Annotated in this window: 14 protein-coding genes; 3 read left to right on the plus strand and 11 right to left on the minus strand. The window is 69.4% G+C overall.

The window, feature by feature from the left end:
• The gene (locus tag ACVFYP_RS05970; RefSeq protein ID WP_499199204.1) at positions 1-441 is read right to left on the minus strand and encodes an Lrp/AsnC family transcriptional regulator; all 441 of its coding nucleotides are present in this window, start codon (positions 439-441) and stop codon (positions 1-3) included.
• A 130-nt stretch (positions 442-571) separates the two neighbouring features.
• Here ACVFYP_RS05970 and ACVFYP_RS05975 point away from each other — a divergent pair, with 130 nt between their 5' ends.
• Positions 572-1831, plus strand: a complete 1260-nt coding sequence (locus tag ACVFYP_RS05975; RefSeq protein WP_499199205.1) for a D-amino acid dehydrogenase — start codon at positions 572-574, stop codon at positions 1829-1831.
• On the opposite strand, the gene ACVFYP_RS05980 is transcribed toward ACVFYP_RS05975, so the two are convergent.
• From ACVFYP_RS05980 to iolG, 8 genes are all read right to left on the minus strand, one after another.
• Complete coding sequence (locus tag ACVFYP_RS05980) at positions 1767-2159, minus strand: hypothetical protein (protein WP_499199206.1); 393 nt, start codon at positions 2157-2159, stop codon at positions 1767-1769. The genes ACVFYP_RS05975 and ACVFYP_RS05980 overlap by 65 nt on opposite strands.
• Positions 2160-2214: 55 nt before the next feature.
• Complete coding sequence (locus ACVFYP_RS05985; protein ID WP_499199207.1) at positions 2215-2814, minus strand: 2-hydroxychromene-2-carboxylate isomerase; 600 nt, start codon at positions 2812-2814, stop codon at positions 2215-2217.
• Positions 2815-2842: 28 nt separating this feature from the next.
• Positions 2843-3874 (minus strand): ABC transporter ATP-binding protein, encoded by a 1032-nt coding sequence (locus ACVFYP_RS05990; protein WP_499199208.1) that lies wholly within the window; start codon positions 3872-3874, stop codon positions 2843-2845.
• 4 nt (positions 3875-3878) lie between these two features.
• Positions 3879-6059, minus strand: a complete 2181-nt coding sequence (locus ACVFYP_RS05995) for an ABC transporter permease (protein WP_499199209.1) — start codon at positions 6057-6059, stop codon at positions 3879-3881.
• 70 nt (positions 6060-6129) lie between these two features.
• Entirely contained in the window at positions 6130-7161 is a 1032-nt protein-coding gene (locus ACVFYP_RS06000) for an ABC transporter substrate-binding protein (RefSeq protein ID WP_499199210.1), read from the minus strand.
• 93 nt (positions 7162-7254) lie between these two features.
• Complete coding sequence (locus ACVFYP_RS06005) at positions 7255-8043, minus strand: inositol monophosphatase family protein (protein WP_499199211.1); 789 nt, start codon at positions 8041-8043, stop codon at positions 7255-7257.
• Positions 8040-8819, minus strand: coding sequence for an SDR family oxidoreductase (locus ACVFYP_RS06010; protein ID WP_499199212.1), 780 nt, complete (start codon positions 8817-8819; stop codon positions 8040-8042). The genes ACVFYP_RS06005 and ACVFYP_RS06010 overlap by 4 nt, the downstream gene beginning before the upstream one ends.
• Entirely contained in the window at positions 8816-9802 is a 987-nt protein-coding gene (iolG, locus tag ACVFYP_RS06015; RefSeq protein ID WP_499199213.1) for an inositol 2-dehydrogenase, read from the minus strand. Before iolG ends, ACVFYP_RS06010 begins: the two co-directional genes overlap by 4 nt.
• Positions 9803-9891: 89 nt before the next feature.
• Here iolG and iolD point away from each other — a divergent pair, with 89 nt between their 5' ends.
• The gene (gene iolD, locus ACVFYP_RS06020) at positions 9892-11730 is read left to right on the plus strand and encodes a 3D-(3,5/4)-trihydroxycyclohexane-1,2-dione acylhydrolase (decyclizing) (protein WP_499199214.1); all 1839 of its coding nucleotides are present in this window, start codon (positions 9892-9894) and stop codon (positions 11728-11730) included.
• A 5-nt stretch (positions 11731-11735) separates the two neighbouring features.
• The gene (iolE, locus tag ACVFYP_RS06025; RefSeq protein WP_499199548.1) at positions 11736-12599 is read left to right on the plus strand and encodes a myo-inosose-2 dehydratase; all 864 of its coding nucleotides are present in this window, start codon (positions 11736-11738) and stop codon (positions 12597-12599) included.
• Here the strand turns inward: iolE and ACVFYP_RS06030 are convergent.
• Positions 12592-13434 (minus strand): carbohydrate ABC transporter permease, encoded by an 843-nt coding sequence (locus tag ACVFYP_RS06030; protein ID WP_499199215.1) that lies wholly within the window; start codon positions 13432-13434, stop codon positions 12592-12594. The two genes, iolE and ACVFYP_RS06030, sit on opposite strands and share 8 nt — an antisense overlap.
• Positions 13431-14306 carry a carbohydrate ABC transporter permease gene (locus tag ACVFYP_RS06035; protein WP_499199216.1) on the minus strand — a complete coding sequence of 292 codons (876 nt, stop codon included), beginning with the start codon at positions 14304-14306 and terminating at the stop codon, positions 13431-13433. The genes ACVFYP_RS06030 and ACVFYP_RS06035 overlap by 4 nt, the downstream gene beginning before the upstream one ends.

Raw genomic sequence — 14306 nt, forward strand, 5'->3', positions numbered from 1 at the left:
TCACCCGCCGCGGATCACCGTGCGGATGGCGAAGCTGGACTGGATGCGCGCCACGCCCGGCATGCGGGACAGCGCCTCCTTGTGGATGCGCTCGTAATCCGCGGCATCCCGCGCCTCCACCCGCAGCAGATAGTCGGCGATACCGGTCATCAGGTGGCACTCTCGCACCTCCGGGCAGCGGCGCACGGCATCCTCGAATCGGCGCAGATGGTCGTCGGTCTGGCGGTCCAGCGTGATCTGCACGATCACCGTGACGATCCCGGCGGGGGAGGGGTCATCGACCAGCACGGTATAGCCCCGGATGATCCCCCGGGATTCCAGCAGCCGTAGCCGGCGGAGGCAGGCGGAGGGCGAAAGGCCCACCGCAGTGGCGAGTGCGGCATTCGGCATGCGGCCGTCCTGGCGCAAGGCGCGAATGATGCCACGGTCGATCTCGTCCACACGCAATATCCTGCGAATTTTGCGCAGGATATTGCGTGCAGGCGCGTCTGGCGAGGGATGCTGCGACGGTCCGGCATGAAATTCGCTGGAGTCTGCGCCTATCCTGGCTTCGATCCGAAGGGGTGATGAGATGCGCGTCGTTGTGCTCGGCAGTGGCGTGGTGGGTGTTGCCAGCGCTTGGTACCTGGCCCAGGCGGGGCATGAGGTGACGGTGCTGGATCGCCAGCCGGCGCCGGGCATGGAGACCAGCTTCGCCAATGCCGGCCAGGTTTCGCCCGGCTATTCTGCCCCCTGGGCCGGTCCAGGCATTCCGGTGAAGGCGCTGAAGTGGCTGATGATGCACCACCGCCCCCTGGTGGTCTGGCCGCTGCTGGATACGCGGCTTTATGGCTGGCTGGCCCGGCTGCTCGCGAACTGCACCGAGGATGCCTACAACCGCAACAAGTCGCGCATGGTGCGGCTGGCGGAGTATTCGCGCGACGTGCTGCGCGACCTGCGCGGCGCCACCGGCATCCAGTACGACCAGCGCATGCAGGGTACGCTGCAGCTTTTCCGCACCCAGAAGCAGCTCGATGGCGTGGGCCAGGACACCAGCGTGCTCGACCAGTTTCGGGTGCCCTATGAGGTGCTGGACGCCGCCGGCTGCGCTGCCGCGGAACCGGCGCTGCGCTTCGTGCAGGGAAAGTATGTCGGCGGCCTGCGTCTGCCGGGGGATGAGACGGGCGATGCCTTCCTCTTCACCCAGCGCCTGGCGGTGCTCGCCCAGCAGGCCGGCGTGGTGTTCCGCCAGGGCGTGACCATCCAGGGCATCGAGACGGAGGCCGGCCGCGTCACCGGCATCGCCACCGACCAGGGCCGCGTCACCGCTGACCACTACGTGGTGGCGCTCGGCAGCTTCGCGCCGAAGCTGTTGCGGCCGCTGGGGGTGCATGTGCCGGTCTACCCCGTGAAGGGCTATTCGCTGACGCTGCCGGTGACGGACCCGGAGGGTGCGCCGGTTTCCACGGTGATGGACGAGACCTTCAAGATCGCCGTCACCCGGCTTGGCGACCGCATCCGCGTCGGCGGCACGGCGGAAATCGCCGGCTTTTCCACCACGCTGCGCGGGCCGCGGCGGCGCACGCTGGAACATACGGTGACGGACCTGTTCCCGCGCGGCGGCGATGTGGCGCAGGCCAGTTTCTGGACCGGGCTTCGGCCGATGACGCCGGATGGCACGCCGGTGGTCGGCGCCACGCGCTACCCCAACCTGTCCCTGAACACCGGCCACGGCACGCTGGGCTGGACCATGGCCTGCGGGTCCGGCCGCGTGCTGGCCGACCTCATCAGCGGGCGTGCGCCGGAGATCGATGCGGGTGACCTGGCGCTGTCGCGCTATCAGACGGCGTAAGTTCTCCGCCGGCGGTGACACCATGATGGTGACGCAGCCGCAGGATCTGCACCTGGCGCGGCAATTCGATCAGGAATTCCTTGTCGCGCGGCAGGTGGTGGACATCGGCCGGATCACCCCCGGTGAAGCGCGCCATGGCGGCGAGGCTTGGCCAGTAGGAGATGGTGACGAACTCCGTCTCTGCGCCGACATCCTCGCGCAGCGTCTGCACGCCGAGCGCGGCGCCGATCAGCGGCCGGATGCCGGCCTCGTAGTGGTAGGCTTCGTATTCATCGGCGCGGGCACGGCGCGTGCGTCCGCGCCAGATGCGGGCGATGGTGGGCGTCATGGGCGGTGTTCCTCCGCCCCGATAACGCGGAAGGCTGCCCGGCGATCCCGCTGATTCAGGCGATGCGCGACAGATGACGCTCGACGAAATCCAGCCGGTCCTGGCCCCAGAACAACTCCTCGCCGATCGCGTAGCTGGGCGCGCCGAAGATGCCGCGGGCCAGGGCCGCCTCGCTGTCGGCCTGGCGCATCGCGGCCCAGCGCGGCTCCTCGGCCAGGGTCATCAGTGGCTCTGCCTGCACCCCCGTCTCGCCGATCAGCCGGGCGAGGGTTTCGCGGTCCCCGGGGTTCAGCCCATCGGCCCAGAGCGCGCGCAGCAGCCGATGCGCCAGTGCCACGGCCGGCGCATCGCCCTGCGTCTCCCGCAGCGCGATGACGCAGGCGGCGGCAAACGTCTCGTCATAGGGGGTCGGGGTCAGCAGAAGCGGGACGCCCAGATGGTCGCGCCAGCGCCGCAGCTCCTGCATCCGATAGGCCTGGCGCTGCGGGCTGCGCTTGGGCAAAGGCAGGCCGCCGGAGGCCGGGAAGATCGTCTCCCGGTAGTCGCAGGCATAGGGGCGCAGCGTCGCACCATGCGCCGCGGCCAGGGCGCTGATGCGCTCCGCGCCCAGATAGGCCCAGGGGCTGCCGAGGCTGAGATAGTAGTCGATCCGCATGGCGCGCCCCTTTCGAATGTTCCCCAGCCTACCGCAGTGGGATGGCCCGCGCGATATGGCAGGACACGGCATCGCCGGCGGCGAAGGCCGGGCTGGCGGAGGGCGTGACCACGAACAGCATGCCGGCCGCCGTCTCCACCTCATATTCCCTTGTCTGGCCGAGGAAGGCGGCGCGGTGGATGCGGCCGGGCAGGCCGGGCGCGCCTTCCGGCTGCGGCAGGATGGATTCGGGGCGCACGGCGATCTGCGCCGGGCCTGGCGGATGCGGGCGGATCGCCACATCCAGCGCGACGCCGCCGAGCGCGATGCGGTCGGGGCCCAGCACCTCCCCAGTCACCACATTCGCCTCCCCCATGAAGTCGGCGATGAAGGCGTCGGCGGGGTCTTCATACAGCGCCGTCGGCGTGCCCATCTGCGCGATCTTGCCGGCGCGCATAACGCAGACCAGGTCGGAGACAGCCAGCGCCTCCTGCTGGTCATGCGTCACATAGACGACCGACAGGCCCAGCTTGCGTTGCAGGTCGCGGATATCCTCCCGCACCCGGCGGCGCAGCCGGGCATCGAGGTTGGACAGCGGCTCGTCGAACAGCAGCACCTGCGGCCGCAGCACCAGGGCGCGGGCCACCGCCACGCGCTGCTGCTGGCCGCCCGACAGTTCCGAAGGCAGGCGCTGGCCCAGCCCTTCCAGGCCCAGGGTCTTCAGCATGGCATTGGCCTCTGCCTCGGCGGAGGGTTTGCGGGCGCCATTCACCAGCAGGCCGTAGGAGACGTTCTCCAGCACGTTCATATGCGGGAACAGCGCATAGGACTGGAACACCATGGCGATGCGGCGCTCGGCGGCGGAAAGCCCTGTCACGTCGCGGCCCTCGATCTCGATCCGCCCACCGGTCGGCAGTTCCAGCCCCGCGACCAGCCGCAGCGTGGTGGTCTTGCCGCAGCCGGAGGGGCCGAGCAGCGTCACCAGCGCGCCGCGTGGCAGGTCGAGCGACACCTCGTCCACGGCACGCACCGGGCCGAAGGCCTTGGTCACCCGGTCGAAGCGGATGGCGATATCGGTCATACGGTCAGGCTCCGGCGCGGATGGGTGGGGCGCTGCCGCGGCCGAGGCGGGCGCGGCCGACCAGCTTCTCGATGCCCAGCACCACCGCGAGCATGATGACGATCAGCACGGTGGAATAGGCGATGGCGAGTGCCATCTCGCCCGCCTCCACCCGGCCGACGATATAGACCGTGGCCAGGTTGTGCCGCGCCGAGACCAGGAAGATGACGGCGGAGACGGCGGTCATGGCGGTGACGAAGGAATAGGCCAGCGCCGTGACGATGGCCGGCCGCAGCAGCGGCAGCACCACCCGGCGCAGCGTGGTGAAGGCGCCCGCGCCCATGGTGGCGCTGGCCTCGTCTAGGGAGCGGTCGATCTGCGCCAGCGCCGCGATGCCGCCGCGCACGCCAACCGGCAGGTTCCGGAAGACGAAGCAGATCACCAGGATCAGCGCCGTGCCGGTCAGCTCCACCGGCGGAACGTTGAACGCCATGATGTAGGACACGCCAACCACCGTGCCGGGGATGGCGAAGGACAGCATGGTCATGAATTCCAGCCCGCGCCGCCCCGGAAAATTCTGGCGCGCGATCAGCCAGGCGAGAAGGATGCCGAGGCCCGCCGTCAGCGGCGCGGAAATGGCGGCGACCTGGATGGTGGTGAACAGGCTGTCCCACGCGCTGCCGATGAAGGCCGGCCCGTCGAACCAGCCCAGCTCGAATCCGGTGCCGAGATGCCGCCAGGTGAAGGACATGTCGCCTCGGCCGATGTCATGCACGAAGCCACCGACCAGGATGATGCCATAGACCAGCGCGGTGAAGATCATCCAGGGCCAGACCACGATGGAGCAGGTGAATTTCAGCCCCTTGGGCAGCGCCGCCGGCAGGCCGGAATCGCCCTTGCCGGTGACGGTGGTGTAGCGCCGCTTGCCCAGCCACCAGGCCTGGAACGCAAAGGCGCCGAAGGTGAGCGCCAGCAGCAGCAGGGCCAGCGCCGCCGCCCGGCCCGGATCGTGCCGCGCGCCGGCGATGGCGAAGAAGATGCGGGTGGACAGCACGTCGAAATCGCCACCGAGCACCAGCGGATTGCCGAAATCCGCCAGGCTCTCGACGAAGCCGAGCAGGAAGGCGGCGGCCAAGGCCGGCTTCAGCAGCGGCCAGGTGACGTTGCGGAAGACCCGCATGCGCTTCGCCCCCATGGTCGCAGCCGCTTCCTCCAGGCTCGGGGAGATGGCGCGCAGCGCGCCATCCAGCAGCAGGAAGGCGATCGGCGCCTGGGCCAGGATCTGTGCCAGCAGCACGCCCGGCAGGCCATAGATCCAGCGGCTGCGCGGGATGTCGAACCAGTCCCACATGACTCCCGTGACGATGCCGGTGCGCCCGAACAGCACGATCAGGGCGAGCGAGACGACGAAGGGCGGGGTGATCAGCGGCAGGATGGTCATGGCGCGGAAGGCGCCGGCGCCGAAGCGGCTCTGCTGCACCCCGCCGCGCACCGCCAGCAGCGCGAAGCCGAGGCCCAGAAGGGTGGAAATCACGCCGGTCAGCGTCGCCAGCAGCAGCGTGTTCCAGACCACGCCGCAGCCGGCATGGGTGGAGAGGCAGGCGAGGCTCCAGGCCTCCGGCGCCACCAGCCGAGCGCCGAAGGCGGCGGGCGCCAGCCGCCCATCCTCGTACAGCGCGGCGGAGAGCATGTTCACCAGCGGCAGGAAGACGAACAGGATCAGCAGGAAGCCGCAGCCGCAGACCAGGAAGGCGACGAAGGCATCCGCGCCGAAGCGGCCGCGCGCCGCCTGGCCCGCCGCGAACAGCCCGATGCCGCCCGCCAGCACCAGCAGCGCGCCCCAGCCGAGGGAGGGCTGCGGCGGCGGTGCGCCCAGCAGCGGCGCCAGCCAGGACCAGTTCAGCCCGTTCAGCCCGATGGCATAGCCGGCGCCAAACACCGCCAGCACCAGCCCGGCGCCGATCCAGGCGAGCCCGCCGCCAGCACGGCCCCGCAGCAGGGCAGGGGCGACGAGCGCCAGCAGCACCGCCACCGGCCAGAGCCACCAGCGCGACCCATCCAGCAGCAGTGCGATCAGCGGTGCCGCGCTGTCCCCTGGCCAAGTGGCGAGTTCCGCGAAGCCATCCTCCAGGCCATGCCAGGGGGCGAGGAACAGCCCAGCAACCGCGCAGATCAGCGCGGCGCGGGCCAGGGTCAGGGCGCCCATGTCAGAGCCTATCCGGGCTGGTCATGTACGGTTCAGGCCGGGACACCGCCCCGGCCCTGTCCCGAAAGAATCAGCGGGCGCCGGCGCGGACTTCGCGTTCCCAACGGGTGATCACGCGGGTCCGCTCCGCCGCCGAGCCCCACCGAGCAAAATCGTAGTCGATCAGGCGGATATTCTCGAAGCGCGGCGCCTGGGGCGGGATGGGCGCATTGCGGTTGGAGGGAAGCTGGTAGGAATTGGCCTGGCCTGCGATGCCCTGGGCTTCCGGCGTCAGCGCCCAATCGTAGAAGCGCCGGGCATTCTCCATGTTCCGCGCGCCGCGGATGATGGACATGGAGCCGATCTCATAGCCCGTGCCCTCGCAGGGGGCGACGATTTCCACCGGCGCGCCGGCGATCTTCTGGGTCACCGCATCATGCAGGAAGGTGATGCCGACCAGCGTTTCCCCAGTCGCGGCGGCGCGGGCGGGGGCGGCGCCGGAGCGGGTGTACTGGTTCACATTGCGATGCAGGGCGCGGAGATAGGTGAAGGCCGGTTCCTCGCCCATCACCTGAAGCAGCGTGGCGAGCATGGTATAGGCGGTGCCGCTGGTATTCGGGTCGGCCACCTGGATCTCACCGCGGAATTCCGGCTTTGCGAGGTCCGCCCAGCAGGTGGGCGCGGCGATGCGGCGGCGGGTCAGCTCCGCCGTGTTGTAGGAATAGCCCAGCGCACCGGCATAGATGCCGATGGTGCGGAACTGCGCCTGTTCCGCCTGGCGCGTCGCCCAGGGGTGCAGATCGGCCATGCGGGGGGAGCGGTATTCCTCCGTCAGATTCTCCTCCGCCGCCTGCATATGCGGGTCGCCGGTGCCGCCCCACCAGACATCGCCGCGCGGATTGGTGGCCTCGGCGCGGATCTGGGTCATGGTCTCGCCGGAGGACTTGCGGGTCATGGCGACGCGCACCCCGGTGGCACGCTCGAAGGCCTGGACCATCGGGCGGCACCATTCCTCCTGCACCGAGCAATAGACGGTCAGGTTGCCCTGGGCGGCAGCCGCGCCCGGCAGCAGGGCGGTCAGGCCGAGGGCGAATCCGGTGGCGAGAAGCTGGGGGGTACGCATGGACGGGAAACCTCCGAGGGGGTGGCCGGCCTTATGAAGCCGGTCCGAATTCGTGTTTGTGACGGTTCAGTTAAGGCCGGGGCACCGCGCGGCTCAAGCCTCCTCCGCCATCAGCGCCGCCAGCTGCGGACCAAGGGCCGGCGCGCCGATACCGATGGTGTTGCCGGAGGCGATCCAGTCGCCGCTGTCGAAGTCGCTGGTCCAGCAGCCAGCCTCCCGCGCGATGGCAAGCGCGGCGCAGACATCCCAGGAATTGATGTGCTGCTCGATATAGCCGTCGAGGCGCCCCATCGCCGTTTCCACCAGGCCGAGCGTGCCGGACCCGCCGACGCGCAGCCCGGCGCCGGCCGCCATCACCGCTTCCGCCAGGCGGTGGAAGGCGGCGAGAGGCCGGCGGCGGGACCAGCCGACCTCGATGATGGCCAGGCCGATATCCGTGGTGGCGGCGCCCCGGATCGGCCTGCCGTTCACCGTGGCGCCGCAGCCTTCCGCGCCGACGAAGACCTCCGCCGGGGCGTGGCGGGCGATGGCGCCGAGCACGGCGCGGCCGCCTTGCGCCATGCCGATGGACACGCACCAGCGGTCGCTACCGCGGGAGAAGTTGGAGGTGCCGTCGATCGGGTCGAGGATCCAGACAGGTCCGTCACCCGTCACCGCGCCGCCCTGTTCCTCGCCGATGATCGCATCATCCGGGAAGTGCTTCGCGAGTTCGGCGCGGATGAAGGTCTCGGTGGCGCCATCGGCCTCGGTGAGGAAGTCCTGTGCGCCCTTCATGGTCGTCGCCGCCATGCCATTGGCGCGCATCCGAAAGGCCAGCGCGGCGGCCTCCTGCGCGATGCCGGCGGCGACCGCCATGCGATGGCGCAGCTCATCCTTGGTCATTCATAGGCCCCCATGACGTTCTGGTCGAAGTCGATCAGCGCGCCGGTCATCATCTCGGCGGCGTCGGACAGAAGATAGGTGGCGAGGCCGGCGACATCGGCCGGGCGGATCAGCCGGCCGAAGGGCTGCGTGGGTTCGGCCGTCTCGCGCCAGTTGGGCGGGTTGCCATCCTTTGCCTGGATGGCGTGCTCGCCGGGCGTATCGGCCCAGCCGAGATTGATGCCATTCACCCGGATGCGGTGCGGCCGCAGCCCATGGGCGGTGTTTTTGGTGAATGTCGCCAGCGCGCCTTTCGAGGCGGCATAGCCCGTGAGGAAGGGCTGGCCGCCATGGCTCGACATGGTGATGACGTTGACGATCGCACCGGGCCGCTTCTCCGCCACCAGGCGCCGGGCAAAAGCCTGGGTCAGCAGGAAGGGCGCGCGGGCGTTCACGGCGAACAGCCGGTCCCATAGCGCCACATCCGTGTCGAGGATGGTGCCACGATCGGTCAGCCCCGCTGCGTTCACCAGCCCGTCGATCAACCCGAGCGCCGCTTCGGCCTGGGACAGGATGCCGGCGGTCGCCTCGGCATCGGCGAGGTCGGCGGCGATGAAATGCGCAGCCGTGCCGTGTTCCGTCAGCGCCCGCACCACGGCGGCGGCGCGTTCGGCGTTGCGGCCGGTGATGCAGATGGCCGCGGCGCCGGCTTCGGCGGCGGCGAGCGCCACACCCTCCCCGATGCCTTGGGTGCCGCCGGTTACCAGGATGCGGCGGCCGGGCAGGCGGATGTTCACAGCTGCACCACCCGGCCTTCCTGCATCGACCGCAGGGCGGCATCCGCCAGCACCAGCGCCTGCCGCCCATCGGCGGCGCCGACCGGCATGGGGGAGCCCTTGGTCACCGCCTCGATGAAGGCCAGCATTTCGGCGCGATAGGCCAGCGCGTAGCGTTCCAGGAAGAAGTGCAGGGGCTTGTCCGTGGAGACGGCCTGGGCATCGGCCTGTTCCACCGTGCTGCCCACGCGGTTGCCGGCGATCAGCCGCCCGAGGCTGCCATGCACCTCCACCCGCTGGTCGTAGCCGTAGGAGGCACGGCGGCTGTTGTTGATGGTGGCCATGCGGCCCGACTTGGTCTTCAGCACCACCATGGCGGAATCGATGTCGCCCGCCGCGCCGATTTCCGGGTCCACCAGGTTCGAGCCGGCGGCGAAGACTTCGGTGGGTTCCTCCCCCAGCATCCAGCGGGCCATGTCGAAGTCATGGATCGTCATGTCCCGGAACAGCCCGCCCGAGACCTTGATATAGGCCACCGGCGGCGGTCCTGGGTCGCGGCTGGTGATGACCACCTGCTCCACCGCGCCGATCGCGCCGGCCTGGATGCGGCGGTGCAGTTCCGAGAAATCCGGGTCGAAGCGGCGGTTGAAGCCGACCAGCATGGGCACGCCGGCCTTGGCCACTTCGGCTAGGCAGGCATCCACCCGGGCGAGCGACAGGTCGATGGGCTTCTCGCAGAAGATCGCCTTGCCGGCGCGGGCGGCGGCGATGATGAGGTCCGCATGGGTGTCGGTGGAGCTGGCGATGATCACCGCGCCCACCTCCGGATCGGCCAGCGCCGCCTCGGTGCTGCTGGCCTTGGCGCCATGGCGCGCGGCCAGGGCCTCGGCAGCCGGGTGGTTCACATCCACCACATGGCGCAGCTGGCCGAGGCCGCTGGTGGCCAGGCTATGGGCATGGATGGCGCCGATGCGCCCGGCGCCGAATTGTGCGAAATGCAGCATGGTGTTTCCCGCCGGCCCGCTTGTGGGGCCTGTCATCAAACCGTAACTCTGGCCCGGCCCGCCGCCAATGACGCCCAGGACCTGAATCCATGGCCACCATACGCCTGACCGCCGCCGAGGCCACCTGGCGCTTCCTGGCCGCCCAGATGACCGAGTTGGAAGGTCGCACGGTGCCCCTGTTCGGCGGCGTCTGGGCGATCTTCGGCCATGGCAATGTGGCGGGACTCGGCCCGGCCCTGCAGGCCATGGGCAAGTCGCTGCCGGCTTTTCGGGCGCATAACGAGCAGGCCATGGCGCATGCCGCCATCGCCTATGCCAAGACCCATGCGCGGCGGCGGATGATGGCCTGCACCACCTCTATCGGGCCGGGCGCGACCAACATGGTCACCGCGGCCGCCCTGGCCCATGTGAACCGCCTGCCCGTGCTGTTCCTGCCGGGCGACATTTTTGCCAGCCGCCAGCCGGACCCGGTGTTGCAGCAGGTGGAGTGTTTTGGCGACGGCACCGTCTCGGCCAATGACTGCTTCCGGCCTGTCTCCCGCTATTTCGACCGGATCATGCGGCCGGAGCAGCTTCTGGCGGCTCTGCCGGCGGCGCTGCGGGTGCTGACCGACCCGGCGGAATGCGGCCCGGCCACCATCGCCTTCCCGCAGGATGTGCAGACCGAGGCCTTCGACTGGCCCACCGAATTCTTCCGCAAGCGCCTGCACCGCCCCCGCGCGCCGGAGCCCGACCAGCAGGAACTGCGCGAGGCCGTGGCGACACTCCGGGAGGCGAAGCGTCCGCTGATCCTGGCCGGTGGGGGCGTGAAATATGCCGGCGCCAGCCAGGCCCTGGCCGACTTCGCCCAGCGCCATGGCGTGCCGGTGGCCGAAACCCAGGCGGGCAAGGGCAGCCTTTCCTGGGATCATCCCCGCAATGCCGGCGGCATCGGCGTCACCGGCAGCACGGCCGCGAACGGGTTGGCGGAGAAGGCGGATGTGATCCTGGCCGTGGGCACCCGCTTGCAGGATTTTTCCACAGGGTCCCGTGCGCTGTTCGGACAGGCCGCATTGATCGGGCTGAATGTCGCCGGCTTCGACGCCGCGAAACATGGCGCGCAGCCGCTGATCGCCGATGCCGGAAGGGGCCTCGCCGCCATCACCGCCGCGCTCGGGCGGTGGGAGGCGCCGCGCCCCTGGCAGGAACGCGCGGTGACCGCGACGGGCCGCTGGCATCGCGCGGTGGAAAAGGCGACCGCGGCACCCAAGCCGCGCGACCCCGGCCTGCCTTCGGATGCGCAGGTGATCGGCGCGGTGCAGCGGGCCATGCCTTCGGATGGCATCGTGGTCTGCGCGGCTGGCGGATTGCCGGGGGAGCTGCACAAGCTGTGGCGGGCGACGGACCCCGTCTCCTACCACCTGGAATACGGCTTCTCCTGCATGGGCTACGAGATCGCCGGCGGGCTGGGCGCTAAACTGGCGGCCCCGAAGCGGGAGGTGGTGGTGCTGGTGGGCGATGGCAGCTACCTGATGATGAACAGCGAGATCGCGACCAGCGTCGCACTTGGCGCCAAGCTGACCATCGTGGTGCTCGACAATCGCGGCTTTGGCTGCATCAGCCGACTGCAACAGGGCACCGGCGGCGCGCCCTTCCTCAACCTGCTGGCCGATGCCGCGCCGCGCGTGGATTTTGCGGCGCATGCGCGGGCGCTCGGGGCGCAGGCGGTGAAGGTCGCCAATGTCGCGGAGCTGGAGGCAGCTCTGCCTAAGGCGCTGTCAGCGAAGCGCACAAGTGTCGTCGTGATCGACACCGACCCGGCCGCCAGCACGGCGGAGGGCGGCGCCTGGTGGGAGGTGCCGGTTTCGGCCGCCCCGCGCGGCGCGGCGCAGGAAGCGGCCCGCAAATCCTATGAAACCGCCCTGCGCAAGCGGGGCAGCGGAGCGTGACGAAGATGCGTGTGCGGCTCGGGATCAACCCGCTGACCTGGACGAATGACGACATGCCGGAGCTCGGCGCGGAAACCCCGCTCGAGACCTGTCTGGCGGAGGCGAAGCTGGCGGGCTTTGCCGGGGTGGAGCTGGGCAACAAGTTTCCCCGCGTCGCCGGGCAGTTGAAGCCGATCCTCGAGGCGCACGGCTTGGCGCTGGTCTCCGGCTGGTACGGCTCCAACCTGCTGGAACGCGACGTGGACGCCGAGATGGCAGCGGCCGAGCCACACATCGCGCTGCTGGCCGCGATGGGCTGCAACGCCATGGTGCATTGCGAGGTGACGGGCAGCGTCCATGGCGAGAAGCAGACACCGCTGCATCACCGCCCGGTGCTGAGCGATGCGGAATGGGATGTGTTGCTGCCACGGCTGGACGAGATGGCGCGCCGGCTGAAGGCGCGCGGCCTCGCCATGGCGTACCACCACCACATGGGCACGGTGATCGAGGCTGAGTCCGAGGTGGACCGTCTGATGGCAGGCACGCGGGATGTCGGCCTGCTGCTGGACACGGGCCACCTGACCTTTGCCGGCGGCGATCCGGCGCGCGCCGCCAAGCGCCACGCGGCGCGGGTCGTGCATGTGCATTGCAAGGATATCCGCGCGTTGGTGATGCAGGACGTGCTGCGGCGGAACCTGTCCTTCCTGGATTCCGTGCTGGAAGGCGTCTTCACCGTGCCTGGCGATGGCTGCGTGGATTATCCGGCCGTCTTCGCCCAGCTCCCCGATTACGAGGGCTGGCTGGTGGTGGAGGCGGAGCAGGATCCGGCCAAGGCGCATCCGCTGACCTACGCGCGGATGGGCCACGACTACCTGGCACGGATCACTTGATTCCGGCCCGCATGAAGGACTGCACGAACTGACGCTGGAACAGCAGGAAGCCGAGTAGCAGCGGCGCGGAGGTCATCAGCGTCGCCGCGCTGATGATCGCCCAGTCGATCCCCTGGTCGGTGGAGGCGAAGACGGACAAGCCCACCGTCAGCGGTCGCGTCTCCACGCTGTTGGTGATGACCAGCGGCCAGAGAAAATTGTTCCAGTGATAGGACACGCTGGTCAGCCCATAGGCGAGGTAGGTCGGCTTCGCCAACGGCACATAGACGCGCAGCAGGATGCCGAGGGTCCCACACCCCTCGACCCGCGCTGCCTCCTCCAGCTCCTTCGGCACCTGCTTGAAGGTCTGCCGCAGCAGAAAAATGCCGAAGGCGCTGGCCATATAAGGCAAGCCGATGGAGAGGATCGTATCCACCAGCCCCAGCGCGCGCATGGTGCGGTAGTTCTCGACCAGCAGGATGTCCGGCATGATCATCAGCTGCACCAGCACCAGCCCGAACAGGATGCCGCTGCCCCAGAACGCGGCGCGGGCGAAGGCGAAGGCGGCGAGGGTGCAGAGCACGAACTGCGCGACCAGCACCATGCTCACGAGGACAAAGGTGTTCAGGAAGTAGCGACCGAAGGGCGCCGCCTCCCAGGCCGCCGCGAAGTTGGAGAGCGTCAGCGGCGCCAAGAGCTCGAAGCGCGTCGCATAGCCGGTCGGGTGGATCGCGGCCCAGAGGGCGTAAAGCAGCGGCGCCACCCAGACCAGCGCCAGCAGCCAGGCCGCGGCCGTCTCCAGGATGGTGCCGAAGCGGGGCAGGGCCAGCGCCTGGGGCAGGGTGGTGGCGCTCATCGGTAATGCACCCGCTTGGCGGCGAAAAGGAATTGCAGCGCCGCTGTCAGCGCCAGGATCACCAGCAGCACCACGGTCAGCGCCGCCGCCGTCGCCGTATCCCAGAAGCGGAAGCCGAGGTCGTAGATCATCGTCAGCAACAGCGCCGTCGCATTGTCCGGCCCACCGCGCGTCATGACGATGATATGGTCCACCAGTCGGAAGCCGTTGATCACCGCATTCACCGCGATGAACAGCGTGGTCGGCCCCAGCAGCGGCAGCGTCACGCGGAAGAAGACCCGCGCGCGGGACGCGCCCTCGATCGCCGCTGCCTCATACAGGTTCGGCGGAATCGCTTGCAGGGCGGCCAAGTAGAAGATCATGAAGAAGCCGGCTTCCTTCCAGACGGCCACCGCGATCATCGCGCCCAGCGCGGTCTCCCGCTGCCCGATCCAGTTGGTGGGGCCCCAGCCGAACAGCGCGCGGGTGATCTGGTCCAGCAGCCCGTAATCGGGCGTGTAGAAGAACAGCCAGAGGTTCGCGACGGCGATCATCGGCAGCACGGTCGGCGTGAAATAGGCGATGCGCAGCGCGGTGCGGCCCGAAAGCTTGCCGTTCACCCAGATCGCCATGGCCAGCGACAGCCCGATGGAGAGCGGGATAGTGGCGCCGGCATAGATCAGGTTGTTCCACAGCGCCTGCCAGAACACCGGGTCCTCGGCCAGCGCCAGATAGTTCTCGGCGCCGATGAAGCGGGCGGGGCGGTTGGCGCGCGGCGTGGAGAAGAAGGAATGCCACAGCGTAGCGATGGCCGGGTAGTGCGTGAAGCCGATCAGCAGCACCAGCGCGGGCGTCAGCATCAGCCAGGCGTGGAGCGTGGTGCGGGATGGCAT

The organism is Roseomonas sp. F4 (genome assembly GCF_053891155.1).